The organism is Cellulosimicrobium funkei (genome assembly GCF_900155925.1).
Lineage (GTDB): Bacteria > Actinomycetota > Actinomycetes > Actinomycetales > Cellulomonadaceae > Cellulosimicrobium > Cellulosimicrobium funkei.
Window position 1 is genome coordinate 25,081 of sequence record NZ_FTMI01000005.1, and the last position, 22,566, is coordinate 47,646.

At 74.4% G+C, this 22,566-nt stretch carries 17 protein-coding genes; 9 read left to right on the forward strand and 8 right to left on the reverse strand.

Features of this window, described 5'->3' with window-relative positions; all coding sequences use genetic code 11:
• Positions 1–57: 57 nt before the first annotated feature.
• Both BXA05_RS13355 and BXA05_RS13360 read right to left on the reverse strand, forming a co-directional pair.
• Positions 58–1,578: a protein kinase family protein gene (locus BXA05_RS13355; RefSeq protein WP_076405439.1), complete on the reverse strand. Its 1,521-nt coding sequence runs from the start codon at positions 1,576–1,578 to the stop codon at positions 58–60.
• Positions 1,579–1,665: 87 nt separating this feature from the next.
• Entirely contained in the window at positions 1,666–2,706 is a 1,041-nt protein-coding gene (locus tag BXA05_RS13360) for a Gfo/Idh/MocA family protein (RefSeq protein ID WP_061269197.1), read from the reverse strand.
• Positions 2,707–2,878: 172 nt separating this feature from the next.
• Between BXA05_RS13360 and BXA05_RS13365 the strand changes: the two genes are divergently transcribed.
• Entirely contained in the window at positions 2,879–3,592 is a 714-nt protein-coding gene (locus BXA05_RS13365) for an HNH endonuclease family protein (protein ID WP_076405441.1), read from the forward strand.
• On the opposite strand, the gene BXA05_RS13370 is transcribed toward BXA05_RS13365, so the two are convergent.
• Positions 3,505–5,799, reverse strand: coding sequence for an MMPL family transporter (locus BXA05_RS13370; protein ID WP_244550466.1), 2,295 nt, complete (start codon positions 5,797–5,799; stop codon positions 3,505–3,507). The two genes, BXA05_RS13365 and BXA05_RS13370, sit on opposite strands and share 88 nt — an antisense overlap.
• Before the next feature lie 104 nt (positions 5,800–5,903).
• Here BXA05_RS13370 and BXA05_RS13375 point away from each other — a divergent pair, with 104 nt between their 5' ends.
• The 5 genes from BXA05_RS13375 to BXA05_RS13395 all read left to right on the forward strand — a co-directional run bounded on the left by BXA05_RS13375 (position 5,904) and on the right by BXA05_RS13395 (position 10,365).
• Positions 5,904–6,407, forward strand: coding sequence for a MarR family winged helix-turn-helix transcriptional regulator (locus BXA05_RS13375; RefSeq protein ID WP_244550467.1), 504 nt, complete (start codon positions 5,904–5,906; stop codon positions 6,405–6,407).
• 9 nt (positions 6,408–6,416) lie between these two features.
• Positions 6,417–7,088, forward strand: coding sequence for a lipoyl(octanoyl) transferase LipB (lipB, locus tag BXA05_RS13380; protein ID WP_076405445.1), 672 nt, complete (start codon positions 6,417–6,419; stop codon positions 7,086–7,088).
• Between the two features lie 83 nt (positions 7,089–7,171).
• Positions 7,172–8,494 carry an MFS transporter gene (locus tag BXA05_RS13385; protein WP_076405447.1) on the forward strand — a complete coding sequence of 441 codons (1,323 nt, stop codon included), beginning with the start codon at positions 7,172–7,174 and terminating at the stop codon, positions 8,492–8,494.
• Between the two features lie 106 nt (positions 8,495–8,600).
• Positions 8,601–9,611, forward strand: a complete 1,011-nt coding sequence (gene lipA, locus BXA05_RS13390; protein WP_076405449.1) for a lipoyl synthase — start codon at positions 8,601–8,603, stop codon at positions 9,609–9,611.
• Between the two features lie 10 nt (positions 9,612–9,621).
• Complete coding sequence (locus BXA05_RS13395; protein WP_021480396.1) at positions 9,622–10,365, forward strand: DUF4191 domain-containing protein; 744 nt, start codon at positions 9,622–9,624, stop codon at positions 10,363–10,365.
• A 99-nt stretch (positions 10,366–10,464) separates the two neighbouring features.
• Here the strand turns inward: BXA05_RS13395 and BXA05_RS13400 are convergent, their stop codons facing one another.
• Complete coding sequence (locus BXA05_RS13400; protein ID WP_043656555.1) at positions 10,465–10,941, reverse strand: RDD family protein; 477 nt, start codon at positions 10,939–10,941, stop codon at positions 10,465–10,467.
• A 262-nt stretch (positions 10,942–11,203) separates the two neighbouring features.
• On the opposite strand from BXA05_RS13400, the gene glnA (BXA05_RS13405) reads away from it, so the two are divergent.
• Both glnA (BXA05_RS13405) and BXA05_RS13410 read left to right on the forward strand, forming a co-directional pair.
• Positions 11,204–12,628 carry a type I glutamate--ammonia ligase gene (glnA, locus tag BXA05_RS13405; RefSeq protein WP_076405451.1) on the forward strand — a complete coding sequence of 475 codons (1,425 nt, stop codon included), beginning with the start codon at positions 11,204–11,206 and terminating at the stop codon, positions 12,626–12,628.
• Positions 12,629–12,807: 179 nt separating this feature from the next.
• Positions 12,808–13,725, forward strand: a complete 918-nt coding sequence (locus BXA05_RS13410) for a glycoside hydrolase family 19 protein (protein ID WP_076405453.1) — start codon at positions 12,808–12,810, stop codon at positions 13,723–13,725.
• 120 nt (positions 13,726–13,845) lie between these two features.
• Here BXA05_RS13410 and BXA05_RS13415 read toward each other — a convergent pair whose 3' ends face one another.
• Both BXA05_RS13415 and BXA05_RS13420 read right to left on the reverse strand, forming a co-directional pair.
• Positions 13,846–15,579 carry a flavin-containing monooxygenase gene (locus tag BXA05_RS13415; RefSeq protein ID WP_076405455.1) on the reverse strand — a complete coding sequence of 578 codons (1,734 nt, stop codon included), beginning with the start codon at positions 15,577–15,579 and terminating at the stop codon, positions 13,846–13,848.
• Positions 15,580–15,699: 120 nt separating this feature from the next.
• Positions 15,700–17,295 carry an SLC13 family permease gene (locus BXA05_RS13420; protein ID WP_206153658.1) on the reverse strand — a complete coding sequence of 532 codons (1,596 nt, stop codon included), beginning with the start codon at positions 17,293–17,295 and terminating at the stop codon, positions 15,700–15,702.
• A 23-nt stretch (positions 17,296–17,318) separates the two neighbouring features.
• Here BXA05_RS13420 and BXA05_RS13425 point away from each other — a divergent pair, with 23 nt between their 5' ends.
• On the forward strand, positions 17,319–18,026 hold the full coding sequence (locus BXA05_RS13425) for an NADPH-dependent F420 reductase (RefSeq protein WP_076405457.1): 708 nt from the start codon (positions 17,319–17,321) through the stop codon (positions 18,024–18,026).
• A 20-nt stretch (positions 18,027–18,046) separates the two neighbouring features.
• Here BXA05_RS13425 and BXA05_RS13430 read toward each other — a convergent pair whose 3' ends face one another.
• Together BXA05_RS13430 and glnA (BXA05_RS13435) are read right to left on the reverse strand one after the other, a co-directional pair.
• Positions 18,047–21,202: a bifunctional [glutamine synthetase] adenylyltransferase/[glutamine synthetase]-adenylyl-L-tyrosine phosphorylase gene (locus tag BXA05_RS13430; RefSeq protein WP_076405459.1), complete on the reverse strand. Its 3,156-nt coding sequence runs from the start codon at positions 21,200–21,202 to the stop codon at positions 18,047–18,049.
• Entirely contained in the window at positions 21,199–22,536 is a 1,338-nt protein-coding gene (gene glnA, locus BXA05_RS13435; protein ID WP_021483141.1) for a type I glutamate--ammonia ligase, read from the reverse strand. Before glnA (BXA05_RS13435) ends, BXA05_RS13430 begins: the two co-directional genes overlap by 4 nt.
• Positions 22,537–22,566 lie beyond the last annotated feature (30 nt).

The window sequence follows — 22,566 nt, forward strand, 5'->3', positions numbered from 1 at the left end:
GCGGACGGGCCCCGTCGCGCTCGTCGACGGCTCGCTCACCCTGCGGCGCGAGCGAGGTCACCGCGCCTCGGCGACGCGCCACCCCGCGTCCGTCCACCGCAGCACCAGCACGACCGTGGTCCGCGGCGTGGCGGGCACCTCCACCTCGCCCGCGGCCGTGCGCTGGTGGTGGGCCGACACCGCGTAGTCCACGGCCACCGTCGCAGCCTCGGCCCCGTGCCCCTCGTCGACATCCGGCGGCCGGGGCTCGGCGTGCCGGGCGTCGAAGACCTCGGCCCGTGCCCCGACGACGTCGACGCCGTCGAGCGCGGCGAGCAGCTCGGCGTCGCGCGCCTCGGCGGCCGAACCGTCGACCACCACCGCGGACAGGTCCCCCGCACCGTCCGCGAGGAGCTCCAGCCGCCGCGCGGTGAGGGTGCGCGCCGCACCGAGCGGGTCGGCCCGGTCGAGCGTGGGGTCGGTCGCCGGATCCGCGGCCGACGCCGTGCGGGTGGTCGCGGGGCCGTCGTCGCGCAGGGGCGAGGGCCACGGCGAGCCGAGCGCGAGCGCGACGACCACCGCGACGACGAGCCCCGCGCACGTGAAGAGGGCCGTCGTCGTGCGGCCGGGCCACCGGAGGCGCCGCCGGTCCGGCCGGCGGGCGTGCGCACCGGCCGTCGTCCCGCGCGCAAGGCCGGACGTTCGCGCCGACCGCCCTGGGACCCCGCGCGGTCTACGCACCCCACGGCGGCCGGGCGCCGCGGCCACGTCGTCGCGGGCCGCTCGCCGCCCCGGCACCGCTGGGCGGGTAGCCCGCTGACCCGCCAGGGCGCCGGCGACGAGGCGCGCGGGGTCCGGCATGACGATCGGCTGCGGCTCGACGGCGTCGTAGCAGCGCGCGGCGAACGTCCCGACGGCGGGACGGGCGGCCGGCTCGTCACGGAGCGCGACGGCGAGCTCCGCGTGCAGCGCAGCGAGGGCCCGCGCCTCGTCGGGGTCGGGCGGCGCCGCGTGCGCGGGGTGGCTCGACGCGGGCGGAGGGACGAGACCGAGGACCGTGCGGGCGAGGTCGCGGACGTCGTCGGCGCTCGACGCCGTCGTGGGCGCCAGCGGCGGGCGCAGCACCGTCCGGCCGTCCGGGGCGACGACGACCGACGCGGCGTCCAGGGCGCCGTGGCTGCGACCCTCGCGGTGGAGCGCCGTCAGCGCCTGGGCGACCGGGACGAGGACCGTCACCGCCTCCCCGGCGCGGAGCGGCTCGCGCGCGGCGGCGAGCTCGTCGAGGCGCAGCCCGCCGACGTGGTCGACGAGGACGGCGAGCGACGACCCGTCCGCCGCCACGACGCCGCGCACCGCCGCGAGGTGCTCGTGCTCCCCGCCGAGCCCGCGCAGGTGCTCGACGAGCGCGGCCCGCGCCCTCGGGTCCGCGGGCGCCGTGAGCAGCGCGACCTCGCACACCGTGCCGGCGGCGTCGCGCGCGACCACCCCGCCGACCGCACCCGGCTCCCGCCGCAGCGACCAACCCGCCGCCGCGAGCGCCGGCGCGAGGTCGGCGACGGACGGCCCGGGCGGGCGCGGGCGGCGGGACGACGACGGCATGCCCCCATCCCACCGCACGACACGCCCGCGCGAGCCGTCGTCCACAGGACGAGTCTGCCCCGGGCCGGGTCCGGGCCGGGCACCCCGTCACACGTCGAGCAGGCGACCCTCCCGCGCGCTGCGGCGCGCGGCGTCGAGCACCTCGGCCGTGCGGACGGCGTCGCGCGGGTCGACCGGCACGGGGCCGTCGTCGAGCAACCACGCGGCGACCGCGCGGTAGAAGTCCGCGTGCCCGCCGGGGGCCTGCGGCACGGGCTCGCGCTCGCGACCGCGCGTGACCCAGCCGAGGGTGCCCGCGGGCGCGGCGTCGTCGAACACCTCGAAGGGCGACGCGTCGTTCTCGAACGTCGTGACGACGTACGCCCCGCCCGTGCCGAGGACGCGCGTGCGCGGGCCGGGCGCGCCGACGACGGACCCCGCCCAGAGGCGGCTCACGACGGCGTTCCCGTCGGCGTCCGGGGCGTGGTGGAGCACGAGGAACACGTCGTCCTCGGTGGGGGTCGTGTGCGAGCGGAGCTCGGCCCACACGCCGGTGACGGGACCGAAGAGCTGCGTGGCGGAGTCGACGAGGTGCGGCCCGAGGTCGAGGAGCAGGCCGCCCCCGACGAGGTCGTTCTCCTTCCAGCGCTGCTGCGGCACGGGACGCCAGCGCTCCCAGCGGCGCTCGAACGTGTGGACCCGGCCGAGGTCGCCGCGGTCGAGCACGGACCGCAGCGTGAGCTGCTCCGGGTCCCACCGGCGGTTCTGGAAGACGGTGAGCGGCGTCCCCGCCTCCTCGGCGGCGTCGACGACGGCGCGCGAGGCCGTGGCGCCCAGGGCGAGCGGCTTGTCCACCACGACGGGGACGCCTGCGCGCACGAGCGCCGTCGCGTGGTCCGCGTGGAGCGCGGACGGGCTGGCCACGACCACGACGTCGTAGGCCGCGCGGTCGGCGAGGAGCGCCTCGACGTCGTCGTGCAGGTGCACGCCGGGCCAGTCCTCGGCGGCGGCGGCGCGTCGCTCCGGCGAGCGCACGACGACGGCCGTGACGGTGTGCCCGGCCTCGCGCACGAGACGTGCGTGGATGCCGCGGCCGGCCCCTCCGTACCCGACGATCCCGACCCTGAGCGTGCGTGCGGCGGTGTCCATGCCGACCAATCTAGCCGCGTCGCGGCCGGGCGCCGGGGGTGCGCGGGGCACGTCGGGCGCGGCCCGGAGCACTCCGGGCGACCTGGCAGAATGTGCGCGTTGGTCCGATATGGAGCGCTGCGTACCGTCTCGCGGGGGTCGGGCCGAGAATCGGTTTCGGGAAGGTCGACCCTTGAGCACCACGAGCCGCCAGGTCCCTCGTCGGAGCGTCCTGCGCTACGTCCTCATCGCCCTGGCGATCGCGATCGTCGTCGCGAACGTCATCAACCAGCGGTCCGTCGCGGCGGACACCGACCCGGAGCCGGTCGCCGGGAGCGCGCTCGAGGCCCTCGCCGGCCTCGAGGTCAAGGGCCCCGGCCCGGACACCGGCTACGAGCGCGCGCTGTTCGGTCCGGCGTGGGCCGACGTCGACGGCAACGGGTGCGACACCCGCAACGACATCCTCGCGCGCGACCTCACGGACCTGACCTTCTCGACCCGCGGCGACGTCTGCGAGGTCCGGACCGGGACCTTCCACGACCCGTACACGGGCGAGACGATCGACTTCCGCCGCGGCAACACCACGAGCGCGGCGGTCCAGATCGACCACGTCGTGCCGCTTCTCGACGCGTGGCGCAAGGGCGCTCGCGCCTGGGACGACGAGACGCGCCGGCAGTTCGCGAACGACCCCCTCAACCTGCTCGCGTCCGACGGCCCGGCGAACCAGTCGAAGGGCGCGCGCGACGCGTCGGCGTGGCTGCCCCCGAACCACGCGTTCCGGTGCCCGTACGTCGCCCGGCAGATCGCCGTGAAGGCGGCCTACGAGCTCTCGGTCACGCCGTCGGAGTCCGAGGCGATGGCGCGCGTGCTGGCGGACTGCCCGGCCGAGCCGCTGCCGGCGGGCTGAGCCGGTTCCGCCGGTCCGCGGTCCAGGCGCCCGAGGGCGCTCGGCCACCAGGCGCGACGCCCGACGTCGTGCACGAGGGCAGGCACGAGGAGCGACCGCACCACGAGGGTGTCGACGAGGACGCCGAACGCGACGATGAACGCGAGCTGGGCGAGGAAGAGCAGCGGGATGATCCCGAGCGCGGCGAACGTGGCCGCGAGCACGACGCCCGCGGACGTGATGACCGACCCCGTGACCGCGAGGCCGCGCAGCACGCCGCGCCGCGTCCCGACGCGCAGGCTCTCCTCGCGCACCCGGGTCATGAGGAAGATCGAGTAGTCCACGCCCAGCGCGACGAGGAAGCAGAACGCGTAGAGCGGGACGGCCGGGTCTGCGCCGGGGAAGTCGAGCACGTGGTTGAAGACGATCGCGGCGACGCCGAGGGCGGCCCCGAACGAGAGCACGTTCGCGAGCATGAGCAGCACGGGCGCGAGCACGGACCGCAGCAGCAGGATGAGGATCAGCAGGATCACGACCAGCACGACGGGCACGATGACCCGCAGGTCGCGCTGCCCCGCGAGCTGGGTGTCCAGGCGCTCGGCCGCGGCACCGCCGACGACGGCCTCGGGCGAGACCTCGTGCACGGCCTCGCGCAGCGCCGAGACCGTCTCCACGGCCTCCTGGCTGTCGGACGGCGCCTCGGTCGTGACGTCGACGCGCACCTGCCCGTCGACGACGAGCGGGTCGCCCTGCGCGGGCGCCCCGGGGGCGACGGCGGGCTGGTCGGTGACGGGGGTCGCCGCGGCGACGCCGTCCGTGCTCTCGGCCGCCGTGACGACGGCGTCGAGGTCCGCCTCGGGCGCGATGACGGTCGCCGGCTGCGCGGACACGCCCTCGAAGTGCGCCGTGAGCGCCTCCTCGCCCGCGACGGAGTCGACGTCCGCGAGGAAGACCTCCGAGTCGCCGGTCCCCTCGGCGTCGAGCGTCGGCACGAACGCCGCGCACGCGGCCAGCACGAGCGCCGTGACGATCCACACGCGCCGGTCGTGGCGCCCGACGAAGCTCGCGACGCGCGACCACACGCCGTGCCCGTCGATGCTCACGCTGTTCTCGTTCTCGGGCGACGCCTGGGCGACGGCGGCCTCGTGGGCCGCGTGGTCGGCGTCGTACCGCGGCATGCGCGGCCAGAACAGCGCGCGGGACCGCTGCCCCGCGACGAGCAGGAGCGCCGGCAGGAGCGTGAGCGCGGCGACGAACGCCGCGGCGATGCCGATCGCCGCGACGGGGCCGAGGCTGCGGTTGGACGACAGGTCGGACAGGAGCAGGCAGAGCAGACCCGCGATGACGGTGCCGGCGCTCGCCGCGATCGGCTCGACCGAGGCCCGCACGGCACGACGCAGCGCCGTCGCCGTCGACCGGACGAGGCGCAGCTCTTCGCGGTAGCGGGCCACCACGAGCAACGAGTAGTCGACCGCGGCCCCGACGACGAGGATCGAGAGGATGCCCTGGGACTGCCCGTTGAGCGTCAGGACGTCCGCCGCCGCGAGCTCGTAGACGACGAGACCGGCGAGCGTCAGCGCGAGCACGGCCGTGAGGATGACGATGAACGGCAGGATCGGCGAGCGGTAGACGACCGCGAGGATGACGAGCACCGCACCGAGCGCGACGAGCAGCAGCACGGTGTCGATCCCGCCGAAGGCCGTGACGAGGTCGGCGACGAACCCGGCGGGGCCGGTGACCCACACGTCGAGCGACGTGCCGGCGAGGCCGCCGTCGGCCGCGTCCGCGGCGGCGAGGTCGCGCAGCGCGCCGACGGCGAGCTCGCTCACGCTGCTCTCGTCCGCCCCGATACGGTCCGACGCGACGGACGCGTCGAGCGAGACGACGACGAGCGCGGCCTCCCCGTCCTCGGACGGCACGAGGACCGGGTCGGCGATCGAGACGTCGCCCACGGTCGCGGGCTCGTCGCCCGAGGTCCCCTCGAGCGGCGCGGCGGGGACGGCTTGCGCGTAGGCGTCGAGCGCCGTGAGGTCGTCGGGAGTGAGCGCGCTCCCATCGCCAGTCGTCGCGACGACGAGCGCGGGCAGCGTCTCGGAGTCGGTGAACTCCTGCGCGACCTCGGCGGCGCGCGTCGACTCGGCGCTCGCCGGCAGGAACGCCGCGGCGTCGTTGGTCTGCACGCTGCTCAGACGACCCTGCGCCTGACCACCCAGTGCGCCGATGGCCATCCAGAGACCGATGACTGCGACAATGATCAGTCCGCGGAGGAACCCGCCCGTCCGATTGCTCAGCATGCTGAGGAATGGTGCCATGGTGGAGGGAGGAATGCACGTTGGAGCTTGCACCGAGGGACCGCACCGGGCCGCACGTCGACCCGGACGTCGGCGACCCCACCCCCGGCGACCCCCAGGAGTGGGCCACCGGCCGGCTGCTCTTCGCCGTCGCGCGCCGGATCGAACGGGAGTGGAACGCCCACCTCGGGCAGTGGGACCTCAACCACGCCGGCTTCCCCGTGCTCATGCACCTGCTGTCCGGGCCTCGGTCCCAGCGCGTCCTCGCGGACGAGTCGGGCGTCACCGAGCAGACCATGAGCCGGATCGTGGCGCGGCTCGAGCGGGCCGGCTACGTGACGCGCACCGACGACCCGGCCGACCGCCGCCGTCGGGCCGTGGCCATCACCGACGCCGGCCGCGCGGCCGGGCTCGCGGCGGCGCGCCGCCGCCCCGCGGAGGACCTCGCGACCCGCGGCCTCGACGACGAGCAAATCGCCGCCCTGCGCGCGGCGCTCCTCACGCTCCTCGAGACCCTCCCCCGCACACCGGGCGACGAGCGTTAGCCTGGCCCGATGGACCTGCTCGCGCTGCCGGGGATCACGGACTACCACGAGGCCTGGGACCTGCAGCGCGCGGTGCACGACGACGTCGTCGCGGGCACGCGGCCGGACACCCTCGTCCTCGTCGAGCACCCCGACGTCTACACGGCCGGGCGCCGCACGAACCGCTCCGACCGGCCCGACGACGGCACGCCCGTCGTGGACGTCGACCGCGGCGGGAAGATCACCTGGCACGGTCCCGGCCAGCAGGTCGTCTACCCGATCGTCCGGCTCGCCGAGCCCGTGGACGTCGTCGCGTACGTCCGGGCGCTCGAGGAGGCCGTCATGGCGGTCTGCACCCGCCTCGGGCTCGCGACGATGCGCGTCGAGGGCCGCAGCGGGGTCTGGGTCGCGGCCGACGCGTCCCGCCGCGAGCGCAAGGTCTGCGCGATCGGCGTGCGGGTCGCGCGCGGCGTGACGATGCACGGCCTCGCGCTGAACTGCGTGCCCGACCTGTCGCGGTTCGAGCGGATCGTCCCGTGCGGCATCGAGGACGCCGACGTGACGTCGCTCACGGCGGAGCTCGGCCGCGAGGTCACGCTCGCCGAGGTCGCACCGCTCCTCGTCGACGCGCTCGGGACGGCGCTCGGCCCGCTGCTCGCGGCCGGCGCTCCGGACGCCCCGCCGGCCGCGCTCGCGGGATAGGCTGGAGGCTCCAGGGAATCCTCGCGCGCCGGAGTACGGGTGGGTCGGCGCGCGGCAGGACGTACCCCGAGGACCTGGACCGCATGACCACCACCCCCGCGCGCGCGACGTCGCGCACCCGCACCCCCGCACCTCCCCCGCCCGGCGACGCTCCCGTCCGCACGGGCTACGCCCGGCTCCCCCAGCTCGCGGGCCGCGCGTTCCTCCCCGTCGCCTTCCTCGCGCGCCTGCCGTTCTCCATGCTGACCATCGGGACGCTGCTGCTCGTGTCGTCGACGACGTCGTCGGTCGCGCTCGGCGGCCTCGCCTCCGCGGCGACGGCGCTCGGGACGGCGCTCGGCGGCCCGACCCAGGGCGCGCTCGCCGACCGCGTCGGTCAGCGCCGGGTCCTGCTCGTGTGCGTGCCGGTCGCGACGGTCGCCGTGCTGGCGCTCGTCCTCTCGGCGTCCGCGCCGGGTGCCACTGCCGCGGTGCTGCTCGCCGCGGCGGCGACCGGCGCGAGCGCTCCCCAGGTCGGTCCGCTGGCCCGCGTGCGCTGGCTGCGTCTCGCGGCCGACGAGCCCCGCACCGTCGAGGCGGCGATGAGCTACGAGAGCACGGCCGACGAGGTGAGCTTCGTGCTGGGGCCAGCCCTCGTGGGCGTCCTCGCGTCCGCGGGCTCGCCCCAGGTGGCGGTGCTCGCCGCAGCCGGCGGCATCGCCGTGTTCGGCGCCGCGTTCGCGCTCCACCCCACGGCGCGCGCGACCACGCCGCACGGCCACGGCCCGCACGCCGCGACGGCCGGTGCGGCGGACGGCGGGACGGCCGCGCTCGTGCGTCGCGAGGCGGTCGTCCTCGTCGGGATGCTCGCCATGGGGCTGCTGTTCGGCGGGACCCAGGCGGCGCTCACCGCCCTCACGCGCGACGCGGGCGTGCCCGGCAGCGCGGGGCTCGTGTACGCCGTCATGGGCGTCGGCTCCGCGATCACCGCGCTCTCCGTGGTCGCCCTCCCCCGCCGCTGGGGGCTGCGCAGCCGCTGGATCACGTTCGCGGCCGGGCTCCTGGTCGGCACGGCCGGTCTCGTGCTCGCGGCCGCGGGCGGCTCGCTGACCGCCGTCGTCGTCGCCGTCGCAGCGACCGGCCTGTTCGTCGGGCCCGTCATGGTCACGGTGTTCACCGTCGCGGGCGAGCGCGCGCCGGCCGGGCGGACGGCGTCGGCCATGACACTCGTGGCCAGCGCGAACGTCGTCGGCGTCGCGATCGGTGCGTCCGGGGGCGGCGCGCTCGCCGACACCGTCTCGACGACGAGCGCGTTCGCGCTGCCGGTCGTCGCGGCGGTCCTGCTCGTGGTGACCGGGGTGTCGTTGACGTCACGTCCACAGGGTGAGCGACGCGCGGGAGACGACGAGCGCGAGCGCGTAGTCTGACCGGAGTCCGGCGTCGTACCAGGGCGCGCACCCGAACGGTGCGCCGCCCGCCCGTTTGCTCGGCGCGACGTCGGCGCTCACTCGCCACGACGACCGGGAGACACCCGTGACGATCGCACCTGAAGGACGGCGCATGCTGCGGGTCGAGGCCCGCAACGCCGCGACGCCGATCGAGAAGAAGCCCGAGTGGATCAAGACCCGCGCGACCATGGGCCCGGAGTACTCCGAGCTCAAGGGGCTCGTGAAGCGCGAGGGTCTGCACACGGTCTGCGAGGAGGCGGGCTGTCCCAACATCTTCGAGTGCTGGGAGGACCGCGAGGCGACCTTCCTCATCGGCGGTGACCAGTGCACGCGCCGGTGCGACTTCTGCCAGATCGACACGGGCAAGCCGGCCGACTTCGACGCGGACGAGCCGCGCCGCGTCGCGGAGTCCGTCCAGGCGATGGGCCTGCGCTACTCGACCATCACGGGCGTCGCGCGCGACGACCTGCCCGACGGCGGTGCCTGGCTCTACGCGGAGACCGTCCGCCAGATCCACGCGCTCAACCCCGGCACGGGCGTCGAGCTGCTCATCCCGGACTTCAACGCGATCCCCGAGCTGCTCGACGAGGTGAACGACTCGCGGCCGGAGGTGCTCGCGCACAACCTCGAGACGGTCCCGCGCATCTTCAAGCAGATCCGTCCCGGCTTCCGGTACGAGCGCTCGCTCTCCGTGCTCACGCGGGCGCGCGAGGCGGGGCTCGTCACCAAGTCGAACATCATCCTCGGCATGGGCGAGACGATCGACGAGGCGAGGGAGGCGCTGCAGGACCTGCACGACGCCGGCTGCGACCTCGTGACGATCACGCAGTACCTGCGCCCGTCGCTGCGGCACCACCCCGTGGACCGCTGGGTCAAGCCGGAGGAGTTCGTCGAGCTGTCGGACGCCGCGGAGGAGATCGGCTTCCTCGGCGTCATGTCCGGCCCGCTCGTGCGGTCGTCGTACCGCGCCGGGCGGCTCTGGGGCCAGGCCATGACGCGCCGCGGCATGGAGATCCCCGCCGCGCTCGCGCACCTCGCCGAGCCGACGACGTCCCGCCAGGAGGCCGCGAGCCTGCTGGCCCGCGCACCCCACTAGACTGACCGGCATGGCCCGCAAGAACTCGGACAGCACCGGCGCGCCCGCCGCCGGCGAGCAGGTCGCGAAGCAGAAGAAGCCCAAGAAGCAGCGCTGGTACCACCAGGTGTGGGCCGCCTACCAGATGACCCGCAAGCAGGACCCGGCGGTCACGTGGGTCATGCTCGGCGTGTTCGTCGGCATCCTCGCCGTCGCGCTGGGCATCGGCCTGTGGTGGGGCCAGTGGGTCTACACGCTCATCGTCGGCATCCCGTTCGCGGCGCTGGGCGCGATGTTCGTCCTCACGCGTCGCGCCGAGCGCGCCGCCTACCAGCAGATCGAGGGTCAGCCCGGCGCCGCGCGCGCCGCGCTCGGCACGATCCGCCGCGGGTGGACGTTCGACGAGGAGCCCGTCGCGATCGACCCCCGCACGCAGGACCTCGTGTTCCGCGGCGTCGGGCGCGCGGGCGTGGTGCTCGTGAGCGAGGGCCCGCCGCACCGCGCCAAGCGTCTGCTCGACGCCGAGCGCAAGCGCGTCGCGCGGGTGCTGCCGAACGTGCCGGTCACCACGATCCAGGTCGGCGACGGCGAGGACCAGGTGGCGCTGCCCAAGCTCCCCCGCGCCGTCCAGAAGCTCAAGCCGACCCTCACGAAGCCCGAGACGGCGGAGGTCTCCAAGCGCCTGCGCGCGCTCGGCGTCTCGCGCCTGCCGATCCCCAAGGGGATCGACCCGACCCGGGCCCGCCCGGACCGCAAGGGCCTCAAGGGGCGCTGACGCACCCCCTGCACCACGACCGACGCCCGGTCGGTGAGGATCTTCCCTCTGCCGGCCGGGCGTCGTCGTGCGAAGGGGTGGGGATCCGGCCGCCCGCGATCAGGAGCGGACGAGCACCGTGCCCGCGGCGCGGTCGTGCAGGCCGCGACCGTCGGCGTCCCACACGACCGCCGGGATGACGAGGCAGAGCAGGACCGTGCGCAGCACGCCACGACCGAGACCCACCATGCGGGCCGGCTCGGCGAGTCGCCGGACCCGGATCCCCATGACGCGGTGGCCGACGGTGAACCCGAGCGTGCTCACGAGCAGCACGTTCTCGATCGCGAAGACCAGCGGCTGCGACCAGACCGGCAGCGCCGAGATGCCCTCGAAGAACCCCGGCGCGGCGGGCCGGAAGAAGAGGAACGCGACCAGGGTCGCGAGGACCCAGTCGATGACCAGCGCGACGACGCGCCGACCGAGCGTCGCGAGGGAGCCGGGGCCGTCCGGCGGGAGTCCCAGCCGCGCACCGCGACCGCTGTTCTGGCCGCCCGGGGCGCCCTCGAGCCACGAACCCATGTCCTCGCGTGAAACCACGGGACCAGCGTACGTGCCACGCGGTGGACGGGACCGCCCGCCGGCGGTCGGACGGCGGTATCGTGCCGAACGGCACACCGACCCCACGTCGGCTGCCGCGTGCCCTCGTGTCGCACGATCGTCACACGGGGACGCGGGACGTAACACGACCGAAACAAGGGGTACACCGCAGGGAAACCGCCCCGGCCTAGGTTCGTGGGCGCCACGTCAGCGGCTCGTCCGCCGCGCAGCCCGACGGCACCACCCGATCAAGGAGCAACGGATGTTCAACAACGCGGAGGAGGCAATCGCCTTCACGCGGAACGAAGGCGTCGAGTTCGTCGACGTCCGGTTCTGCGACCTGCCCGGCATCATGCAGCACTTCAACATCCCCGTCTCGCAGTTCGACGAGTCGGCGTTCGAGGACGGCCTGATGTTCGACGGGTCGTCGATCCGCGGCTTCCAGGCGATCCACGAGTCGGACATGAAGCTCGTGCCGGACGTCAAGACCGCGTTCGTGGACCCGTACCGCAAGCGCAAGACGCTCGTCGTGAACTTCTCCATCGTCGACCCGTTCACGGGCGAGCCGTACTCGCGCGACCCCCGCAACATCGCGGCCAAGGCCGAGGCGTACCTGCGCTCCACCGGCATCGCCGACACGGCGTTCTTCGCGCCCGAGGCCGAGTTCTACCTCTTCGACGAGGCGCGCTTCGCGACGAACCAGCACTCGAGCTTCTACTACCTCGACTCCGTCGAGGCGGCGTGGAACACGGGCCGCGAGGAGGAGGGTGGCAACCTCGCGTACAAGACGCGCTACAAGGGCGGCTACTTCCCCGTCTCCCCGTCCGACCGCTTCGCGGACCTGCGCGACGAGATGTGCGCGACGCTGGAGAAGGTCGGCCTCGAGGTCGAGCGCGCGCACCACGAGGTGGGCACCGCCGGCCAGCAGGAGATCAACTACCGCTTCAACACGCTGCTGCACGCGGCCGACGACCTGATGAAGTTCAAGTACGTCATCCGCAACGAGGCGTTCGAGGCCGGCAAGTCCGTCACGTTCATGCCGAAGCCGATCTTCGGCGACAACGGCTCGGGCATGCACTCGCACCAGTCCCTGTGGAAGGACGGCAAGCCGCTGTTCTTCGACGAGAAGGGCTACGGCGGTCTCTCCGACCTCGCGCGCTGGTACATCGGCGGCCTGCTCAAGCACGCGCCGTCGCTGCTCGCGTTCACCAACCCGTCGGTGAACTCCTACCACCGCCTGGTCCCGGGCTACGAGGCCCCGGTCAACCTGGTCTACTCGGCCCGCAACCGCTCCGCGTGCATCCGCATCCCGGTGACCGGCTCGTCCGCCGCCGCGAAGCGCGTCGAGTTCCGCGTGCCGGACCCGTCGGCCAACCCGTACCTCGCGTTCGCCGCGCAGCTCCTCGCCGGCATCGACGGCATCAAGAACCGCATCGAGCCGCCGGAGCCGATCGACAAGGACCTGTACGAGCTGCCGCCCGAGGAGCACGCGCAGATCCAGCAGGTCCCCGGCTCGCTCGCCGAGGCGCTGGACAACCTCGAGGCCGACCACGAGTTCCTCACGCAGGGCGACGTGTTCACGCCGGACCTCATCCAGACGTGGATCGACTACAAGCGCACCCACGAGATCGACCCGATCCGCCTGCGCCCGCACCCGCACGAGTTCGAGCTCTACTACGACATCTGATCGGAGGGCCTCACGGCCCTGCCCAGGATGACAGCGAACGGCGTCCGTCCCGCACCTCTCCGGTGCAGGCCGGGCGCCGTTCCGCGTGGTGCGACGAGCATGCCCTTGTCGCCGGAGCACCCCTCGCGCTAGGTTTGCGAGCGGCGGTAACGATGCCGCCCGCAACAGCAGGGGGATTCATGAGCACTCGCTTCCGGCGCGCCCTCACCACCGTCGTCTCCGTCCTCACCTCGGCGGTCCTCGCCGTGTCCGTCACGGCCCCGGCGGGCGCGGGAACGGGCCTCTCCCCCGCGAGCGCCGACCAGCCCGCGAGCGCCGCCGCGTGCGCCGCGACGTGGTCGCCGACGACCGCGTACTCGGGCGGGAAGACGGCGTCGCACCACGGGCGGAACTGGACGGCGCGGTGGTGGACCCAGCGCGAGACGCCGGGGTCGACGAGCGTCTGGGTGGACGCGGGCCGGTGCACGGGCGGCGGGGACGACTTCGTGGTGAGCCGCGCGGAGTTCGACGCGATCTTCCCGAAGCGGCACCCGTTCTACACGTACGACGGGTTCGTCGACGCGCTCGGTGCGTACCCGGCGTTCGCCAGCACGGGGACGCCGGAGACCCGGACGCGCGAGGCCGCGGCGTTCCTCACGCACGCGGACTTCGAGTCGGTCGGGCTCCGGTACGTGAAGGAGATCAACGAGGCGAACTACTGGATCAAGTGTGACTACTCCCAGCCGTTCGGCTGCCCGGCGGGCCAGACGGCCTACTACGGGCGCGGGCCGATCATGTTCAGCTGGAACTTCAACTACAAGGCTGCCGGCGACGCCCTGGGCCTCGACCTGCTCAACGACCCGTGGCTCGTCGAGGAGGACCCGTCCGTCGCGTGGCAGACCGCGCTCTGGTACTGGAACACCCAGAACGGACCCGGCGTGATGACGTCGCACCAGGCGATGGTGTCCGGCGCGGGCTTCGGCCAGACGATCAACTCGCTCAACGGGGCGCTCGAGTGCGGCGGTGGCAACCCGGCGTCGGTGCAGTCCCGCGTGGACCGCTACGTGCGGATCACCGAGGTGCTGGGCGTCGCCCCGGGCTCGGGACTGACCTGCTGAGCGGTCCGGACCGCGGCGTGGGCGGCCGGTCGGCCGCAGCACGTCCGGCGGCGTGAGCGGCGGGTGCGGTGCACGCAGGGGGCGCACCGCACCCCGCCGGTCAGCCGCCGAGCCCGCCGGTCAGCCGCCGACCCCGGCGGCCACCGGCGCCTCCTGGGTCCCGGATGCCGAGCCGGCGTCGGGCGCAGTCTCCGGGTCATCCTCAGGCCGCACGACGTGGGAGGACGGCAGCCCCGTGCCGGGGCGGAACCCGGCGTAGTGCTCGGCCGCGGCGCGGGCGCACTCGTCCTGGTAGACGTGCCCACCTCCGAGATACACGGCGATCTCCTCGCGCTTGCCCGGCACGTTGCCGCCGACGAACCAGGCGCCCGCCTTCTTGCCCTCCTCGTACATGACGGTCGCGCGGGCCGCGCGCTCCGTCTCGGCGCGCCACCACTCCTCCGCCTCGGGCGTGGCCTCGAGCCGGTCGATGCCGTGCTCGCGCGCGTACGCGAGCGCGCGCTGGAGCCACTGCGCGCCGCGCTGGACGGGCACCGTGAGGTTGGACAGCGGCGTCTGCGGCCCGAGCGACATGAAGAAGTTCGGGAAGCCGCGCACGGAGATGCCGAGGTAGGTACGCAGACCGTCGCGCTCCCAGCGCTCGCGCAGGGTGACGCCGTCCCGCCCGACGACGTCGAACGCCGTGAGCGCCCCGGTCATGGCGTCGAAGCCGGTGGCGAGCACGAGCACGTCGAGCTCGTGCTCGACCTCCCCCACGACGATCCCGCGCGGCGTCACGCGCGTGACCGGCGTGGTCAGCACGTCGACGAGCTCGACGTTCTCGCGGTTGTACGCCGCGTAGTAGCCGTGGCCCGTCGGGGGCCGCTTGCCCATGAAGCGGTACGTCGTCGGGGTGAGCAGGCGGGCCGTCCGCGGGTCCTCGACGACCTCGCGGATCTTGCCGCGCAGGAACTCGGACGCGAGCTCGCTCGCCTCGGGGCTGGACACGAGGTCCGTGAAGCACTCGTTGGCGAACCGGAAGCCGCCCGCCTCCCAGCGGGACTCGAAGACGCGGCGGCGCTCCTCGGCGTCGACCTCGAGCGCGGACCGCGTGGGGATCTCCATGGGGACACCGAAGGGGTGGCGCGCGGCGCGCTCGAAGACCTCGTCGTAGCGGGCGCGAAGGGCGGCGAGCTCGTCGGCCGTCACGGCGGGGCTCGTCGTCTCCAGCACATAGTTGGGGGTGCGCTGGAAGACGGTGACGTGCTCCGCCACGGCCGCGAGCTCGGGCAGCATCTGGATCCCCGAGGCACCGACCCCGAGCAGGCCCACGCGCTTGCCCGCCAGGTCGACGCCGTCGTGCGGCCAGCGGGCCGAGTGGTGGACCGGCCCCGCGAACGTGTCGAGCCCGGGCAGGTCCGGGTACAGGGGCCGGGAGAGCAGGCCGGTCGCGGAGACGACGTACGTCGCACGCAGCCGGGAGCCGTCCGCGAGGGTGAGGGTCCAGAGGTTCGTCGCGTCGGAGTGCTCGGCCCGCTCGACGGCGACGCCGAGCCGGATGTCCCGGCGCAGGTCGAGCCGGTCGGCGACGAACTCGAGGTAGGCGCGGATCTCCTCGCCGCGCGGGTAGCGCTCGGACCAGTCCCACTCGTCGCGCACCTCGCGCGAGAACGAGTACGCGTACGCGAGGTACTCGGAGTCGGTCCGCACGCCCGGGTAGCGGTTGGCCCACCAGGTGCCGCCGATCCCGTCCGCGGCGTCGACGACGAGCACGGACAGACCGATCTCGCGCAGATGGTGCAGCATCGCCAGGCCCGAGTAGCCCGCCCCGATGACGACCGCGTCGTAGGACGTGCCGTTCGTGGTCTCCGCCATGGACGACTCCCCCGTGTCAGGTACGTCGGCACGGGCCCGGTGCCCGCGCGACGCGGTATACCGTGCCACGACCTGTGACGTCGTGCCACGGTGACCGCAGGACGGTCACGGGCTCGCGGCTCAGAACGGCCAGACGAGCGGCACGTAGAGGACCGCTGCCGCGAGGAAGACGAGGGCGAGCGGCAGGCCGAGGCGCCAGTAGTCGCCGAACCGGTACCCGCCGGGCTGCAGGACCATGAGGTTGACGGGGGTGGCGATCGGGGTGAGGAACGCGGCCGCGCCCACGACCGTGAGCGCCATCATGAACGGCAGCACGCTCACGTCGAGCGTCTGCGCGAACGACACCGCGACGGGAGCCATGACGAGCACCGTCGCGACGTTCGAGATGAACTGCCCGAGCACGAGCGTGAGCACGCACACCACGAGCAGCGCGAGGCGCGGCGACCCGTCGCCCGTGAGCCGGAGCACGAGCCCGGCGATCGCCTCCGCCGCCCCGGACGAGACGAACGCCGCGGACAGCGGGATGAGCGCCGCGATGAGCACGACGGTGTCCCACGAGATCGCACGGAACGCCTGCGGCACGGTGACCACCCCGCCGACCACCAGGGCACCCGCGGCGAGCAGACCGGCGATGACGGGCGGCACGACGCCGGTCGCGAGCAGCACGACGGTCACGACGAGCACGGCGAGGCAGCGGCGCCAGCCGCGGCTCAGCGGGACGCCGCGCTGCAGGCTGCGCGCCGAGTCGACCGCGAGCACGTCGGGCGACTGCGTGTACCGGTGGAGCGCGTCCCACGGGCCGCGCACGAGCACGGCGTCGCCCGGCTGGAGGGTCAGCGTCCCGGAGGCCCGCTCGGCGTCGGACGCCGACGCGTGCGCCTCGCCCCGCCGGAGGGCGACCACGACGAGCCCTTCGTCGCGCGTCGTCATGCCCGGGCTGACGGTGCGCCCGACGAGGGTCGATCGGGGTGCGATGACCACCTCCACGACCCCGGTGCCGCCGGTGAACAGGCGGCCCGTGTCGAGGTCGGGCGTGTAGCTCTCGCGCCACGAGCGCACGCGCTCGCGCGGGTCGGTCGCGGTGTCGGCGAGGTGCTCGGGGACGCGCTCGGGCAGCAGCCGGTCGCCGAGGGTCACGACGAGCACCGCGGTGGCGAGGACGAGCGGGACGCCGACGAGCGCGAACTCGAAGTAGCCGAACTCGCGGCCGCCGGCCTCGGCCGCCGCCTCGGAGACGATGATGTTCACGGGCGTGCCCGTGAGGGTGAGCAGCGACCCCGCGCCGGCGGCGAACGCGAGCGGGACGAGCATGCGCGACGGCACGATCCCGGCGCGCGCCGCCGCGACCACCGCGACGGGGAGCAGCGCCGCGACGGCGCCGTTGATGCTGATGACCGCCGCGAGCAGCGCCGCGACGCCCACCATGAGCGTGAGTAGGCCCGCGCGCCCGAGCGACGCGCGCCGCTCGAGCCACTGCCCGATCCACGCCGTGACGCCGGTGGAGTCCAGCGCGTCACTGAGCACGAAGAGCGACGCGATGAAGAGGACGATCGGGTCGCTGAAGCCTCCCAGCGCCTCGTCGAGCGGGAGCACGCCCGTCGCCCACAGCGCGACGGGCACGAAGAGCGCGACGACGACGAGCGGCAGGCGGTTCGTCATGAAGCCCACGACGGCGAGGGCCAGGATCGCGAACGTGGCGACCAGCGGATCGATCATGGGGCCCCCTCTCGGACGTCAGGATGCCACAGCGGCCCGGACGGCGAGCCGTGCGGAATAGTGACGCCGCAGGTGCGTTGTCGATGACCATGACGACTCTCGGCATCATCGGCGCAGGCAACATCGGTTCCCAGGTGGCGCGGGCCGCCGTCGGGCAGGGGTACGACGTGGTCATCGCGAACTCGCGCGACCCCCGCACGCTCGACGACCTCGTCGCCGAGCTCGGTCCGCGGGCGCGCGCGGCGACCGCGAAGGAGGCGGCGCGGGCCGCCGACGTCGCCGTCGTGGCGGTGCCTTTCCACGCGTACCGCGAGATCCCGGTCGAGCCGCTCGCGGGGAAGATCGTGCTCGACACGAACAACTACTACTGGGAGCGCGACGGCCACGTCGACGCGCTCGACCGCGGCGAGGCGACGTCGTCGGGCCTGCTCCAGGAGCACCTGCCGTCGTCCAAGGTCGCGAAGGCGTTCAACCACATCCAGTCGGCGCACATCACGACCGACGGCACGCCCGCCGGGACGCCGGGGCGCCGCGCGCTGGCGACGTCGAGCGACTTCCCCGAGGCCGCCGCGTGGGTCGAGCGGTTCTACGACGAGCTCGGCTTCGACACCGTCGACACGAGCCCGCTCGCGGAGTCGTGGCGCGTCGAGCGCGACCGCCCGGCGTACGTCGCGCGCCAGGACGCCGACGAGCTGCGGGCCAACCTCGCACGCGCCCCGCGCACGATCTGACCGCCCCGCGCGGCCCGCGGTCAGTCCTCGCCGTAGAAGACGCGCTCCATGACGGTGCGGGCCCGGCGGGCCGTGCGGAGGTAGTGCTCCTCCAGCTCGGCGCCGGTGTCCACGCCCGGAAGGTCGAGCACGCGCGCGAGGCCGTTGAGCGCGAAGCGGTCGTGCGGCAGCACGTCCACCGTCGTGCCGGTCGTGCGCCCGGACCACAGCACGAGCGCGCTGCGCAGGCGCGACGCGAGGTGCCACGCCTCGCCGAGGGTCGCGGCGTCGTCGGGGTCGACGAGCCCGACGTCGACCGCGGCGTCGAGCGCGTCCACCGTGGACGTGGTCCGCAGCGCGGGGACCTCGTGGGCGTGCTGGAGCTGCAGGAGCTGGACGGTCCACTCGACGTCGGACACTCCCCCGCGCCCGAGCTTGAGGTGCCGCGACGCCTCGACCCCGCGCGGGAGCCGCTCCGCCTCGACCCGGGCCTTGATGCGCCGGACCTCGCGCACGTGGGCGAGGTCGAGGCCCCCGGCCGGGTAGCGCCGGGCGTCCACGACGCGCGTGAACGCCTCGCCGAGCCCGGCGACGTCGCCCGCGACGGGCCGCGCGCGGAGCAGCGCCTGCGCCTCCCACACGCTGGACCAGCGCTCGTAGTACTCGGTGTAGGACGCGAGCGAGCGCACGAGCGGGCCGTTGCGCCCCTCGGGCCGCAGGTCGGCGTCCACGGGCAGCGCAGGCTCCGACCCGACGGCGGACAGCAGCTGCCGCAGCCGCGTCGCCGCGGCGAGCGCGTACGCCTGGGCGGCGTCGCCGGCCGCACCGGGCGCGGGGTCGTGCACGAACATGACGTCGGCGTCCGAGCCGTAGCCCATCTCGCGGCCGCCCAGGCGCCCCATCGCGACGACGAGCAGGCGCGCCGGCGCGGACGACGGGTCCGGCGCGTCGTACCCGAGCTCGTCGCGCGCCACGAACTCCGCGACCCGGAGCGCGCCCGCGAGCACGACGTCCGCCGCGTCGGAGATGCTGCGCGCGGCGTCGACCGGGTCGACGACCCCGAGCAGCTCGGCGGCGCCCGTGCGGGCCAGCTCGCGCCGCCGCACGGCGCGCAGGCTCACCGTGGCCGGCTCGACCTCGTCGGCGCGCGTGAGGATCGCGTCGGTCTCCGCCGCGAGGCGCTCGATGCCGCGCGGGACGAGGTCCGCGTCGCCCGCGAGCCAGCGCACGGACTCGGGCGACCGGCCGAGCGCGTCGGCCATGTAGCGCGAGTTCGCCAGGAGGTGCGCGAGCCGCTGGGCCGCGGACCCGGAGTCGCGCAGGAGCTGGAGGTACCAGTGCGTCGTGCCGAGCGTCTCGGAGAGCGTGCGGAACGCGAGCAGCCCGGCGTCCGGGTCCGCGCCCTCGGCGAACCAGCCGAGCATCACGGGCAGGAGCTGACGCTGGATGGCGGCGCGACGGCTCACGCCCTCGATGAGCGCGGTGACGTGCCGCATGGCGCCCGCCGGGTCGCGGTAGCCGATGGCGGCGAAGCGCGCCTTCGCGGCCTCCGGCGCCAGGCTCACCTCGTCCGGCGAGAGCTGCGCGACGACCGGCAGGAGCGGCCGGTAGAAGATCTCCTCGTGCAGGCCGCGCACCTCGCGCCGCGTCGCGCGCCACCGCTCGGTGAGGCCCGCCGCGCCCTCGGTCCGCATGCCGAGCGACCGGGCGAGACGGCGCAGCTCGTCGTCGGCCGTCGGGAGCAGGTGCGTGCGCCGGAGCCGGAAGAGCTGGATGCGGTGCTCGAGCGAGCGCAGAAAGCGGTAGCAGACGCCGAGCCGGGCCGCGTGCTCGCGCCCCACGTACCCGGCGGCGGCGAGCTCGGCGAGCGCGGTGAGGGTGCTGCGGCTGCGGATCGAGTCGTCGGACCGCCCGTGCACGAGCTGGAGCAGCTGCACGGTGAACTCGACGTCGCGCAGGCCGCCCTTGCCGAGCTTGAGCTGGCGGTCGGCCTCCGCCGCGGGCACGTGCGCCTCGACGCGGCGGCGCATCGCCTGCGAGTCCTCGACGAAGTTCTCGCGACCCGCGGCCGACCACACGAACGGGGCGATCGCCTCCTCGTACGCGCGCCCGAGCTCGCGGTCGCCCGCGACGGTGCGCGCCTTGAGCAGCGCCTGGAACTCCCACGTCTTGGCCCAGCGCTCGTAGTACGCGACGTGGCTCGCGAGCGTGCGCACGAGCGGCCCCTGCTTGCCCTCGGGGCGCAGCGCGGCGTCGACCTGCCACAGGGCGGGCTCGCCGGACGTGCCGGAGCACACGCGCGCGAGGCTCGTCGCGAGGCGCGCCCCCACGGTCGTGGCGTGCTCCTCGTCGTAGCCGTCGGCGGGCTCGACGACGTAGATCACGTCGACGTCGGAGACGTAGTTGAGCTCGCGCGCCCCGCACTTGCCCATGCCGATGACCGCGAGTCGCACCCCCGCGCCGTGGTCGTCGAGCTCCGCGCGCGCGACGGCGAGCGCGCCCTCGAGCGCGGCGGCGGCGAGGTCGGCCAGCGCAGCACCGACCGCGGGCATGCGTGTCAGGGGGTCGGTCACGGTGAGGTCGGTCGCGGCGATGCGCAGGATCCGCTCGCGGTAGGCCCGGCGCAGCGCGTCGACCCGCTCGGGCCCCGGCTCGGCCGCGACCGGGACCTCGGCGTCCGGGTCGGCGCCCACGGCGCGCAGCAGCTCCGCCCGCACGTCGCCCGCGGCCACCCCGGTGCCCGGCGCCGGGTCCGCGACGACCTCCAGCAGCGCGGGGCGCCGCACCACGTCGTCGCCGAGCGCGACCGACGCCCCGAGCACCGCGAGGAGGCGGTCGCGGGCCGGGCCCGGCCGCAGGGTGCCGCGCGCGAGGTCCGCGAGCGCACCGCGCGCCTCGACGTCGGGGCGCAGCGCGCCCGCGAGCCGCACGACCTGCAGGAGCGCGAGGTCCGGGTCGGCGGCCTGGCCGAACGCGGCGAGCAGCTCGTCGTCGACGACGCCCGCCGGGTCGGCGGCGCCGGCCTCGGGACCGTCGACGGACCGGGCACCCGGGTCGAGCAGCAGCGCCAGGTCAGGGTCCGCGAGCAAACCGGCCGAGCGCGTGATGTCGGCGAAGCCGAACCGCGCGAGCCGACCCGTGAGCGTGGGCCGGCGGGACCCGCCGGACCGACCGGACGTCGTCGTGGACCCGCTCACAGGACCTGGAGGAACCGCTTCAGCTCGAACGGCGTGACCTGCGCGCGGTACGCGTCCCACTCCTGGCGCTTGTTGCGCAGCACGAAGTCGAACACGTGCTCGCCCAGGGTCTCGGCGACGAGCTCGGAGCCCTCCATGATGCGGATCGCCTCGTCGAGCGACTGCGGGAGCGGCTTGATGCCGAGCGCACGACGCTCCGCGTCGGTGAGCTCCCAGACGTCGTCCTCGGTCTCCTCGGGGAGCTCGTAGCCCTCCTCGATGCCCTTGAGCCCGGCGGCCAGCATGACGGCGAACGCCAGGTACGGGTTGGTGGCCGAGTCCAGCGCGCGGTACTCCACGCGGCTCGAGTTGCCCTTGCCCGGCTTGTACATGGGCACGCGCACGAGCGCGGAGCGGTTGTTGTGGCCCCAGCACACGTAGCTGGGGGCCTCGGCCCCGCCCCACAGGCGCTTGTACGAGTTCACGTACTGGTTCGTGATCGCGGTGATCTCCGCCGCGTGGACGAGCAGGCCCGCGATGAACTGGCGCGCCGTCTTGGACAGCTCGAACTGGGCGCCCGGCTCGTGGAACGCGTTGCGGTCGCCCTCGAAGAGCGACAGGTGCGTGTGCATGCCCGAGCCGGGGTGGTCGGCCATCGGCTTGGGCATGAACGACGCGAACACGCCCTGCTCGAGCGCGACCTCCTTGACGACCGTGCGGAACGTCATGAGGTTGTCGGCCGTCGTCAGCGCGTCGGCGTAGCGCAGGTCGATCTCGTTCTGCCCCGGCCCGGCCTCGTGGTGGGAGAACTCGACCGAGATGCCCATGGACTCGAGCATCGTGATCGCGGCGCGCCGGAAGTCGTGCGTGCTCCCGCGCGCGAGGTGGTCGAAGTACCCGCCCTGGTCGACGGGGACGAGCGGCGACCCGGCGTCCGCCGGCTGGTTGAACAGGTAGAACTCGACCTCGGGGTGCGTGTAGAACGTGAACCCCTTGTCGCTCGCCCGGGCGAGCGCACGCTTGAGGACGTTGCGGCTGTCCGCGAGGGACGGCTCGCCGTCGGGCGTGAGGATGTCGCAGAACATGCGGGCGGTACCGTGCCGCTCGCCGCGCCACGGCAGCACCTGGAACGTGGTCGGGTCCGGCTTGGCGATCATGTCGGCCTCGTACACGCGCGTGAGGCCCTCGATCGAGCTGCCGTCGAACCCGATCCCCTCGGCGAACGCCGACTCGAGCTCCGCCGGCGCGATCGCCACCGACTTGAGCATGCCGAGCACGTCGGTGAACCAGAGCCGGATGAAGCGGATGTCGCGCTCCTCGACCGTGCGGAGCACGAACTCCTGCTGCCTGTCCATGCGGTACATCCTGCCTGATCCGTGTGACGA

Coding starts and splice junctions, on each gene's coding strand:
- BXA05_RS13395 (WP_021480396.1), top strand. CDS start 9,622: ATGGCCCGCAAGAACTCGGACAGCACCGGCGCGCCCGCCGCCGGCGAG.
- BXA05_RS13385 (WP_076405447.1), top strand. CDS start 7,172: ATGACCACCACCCCCGCGCGCGCGACGTCGCGCACCCGCACCCCCGCA.
- BXA05_RS13425 (WP_076405457.1), top strand. CDS start 17,319: ATGCCACAGCGGCCCGGACGGCGAGCCGTGCGGAATAGTGACGCCGCA.
- lipB (WP_076405445.1), top strand. CDS start 6,417: ATGGACCTGCTCGCGCTGCCGGGGATCACGGACTACCACGAGGCCTGG.
- glnA (WP_021483141.1), bottom strand. CDS start 22,536: ATGGACAGGCAGCAGGAGTTCGTGCTCCGCACGGTCGAGGAGCGCGAC.
- BXA05_RS13410 (WP_076405453.1), top strand. CDS start 12,808: ATGAGCACTCGCTTCCGGCGCGCCCTCACCACCGTCGTCTCCGTCCTC.
- BXA05_RS13415 (WP_076405455.1), bottom strand. CDS start 15,579: ATGGCGGAGACCACGAACGGCACGTCCTACGACGCGGTCGTCATCGGG.
- BXA05_RS13360 (WP_061269197.1), bottom strand. CDS start 2,706: ATGGACACCGCCGCACGCACGCTCAGGGTCGGGATCGTCGGGTACGGA.
- BXA05_RS13420 (WP_206153658.1), bottom strand. CDS start 17,295: ATGATCGATCCGCTGGTCGCCACGTTCGCGATCCTGGCCCTCGCCGTC.
- glnA (WP_076405451.1), top strand. CDS start 11,204: ATGTTCAACAACGCGGAGGAGGCAATCGCCTTCACGCGGAACGAAGGC.
- BXA05_RS13355 (WP_076405439.1), bottom strand. CDS start 1,578: ATGCCGTCGTCGTCCCGCCGCCCGCGCCCGCCCGGGCCGTCCGTCGCC.
- BXA05_RS13370 (WP_244550466.1), bottom strand. CDS start 5,799: ATGGCCATCGGCGCACTGGGTGGTCAGGCGCAGGGTCGTCTGAGCAGC.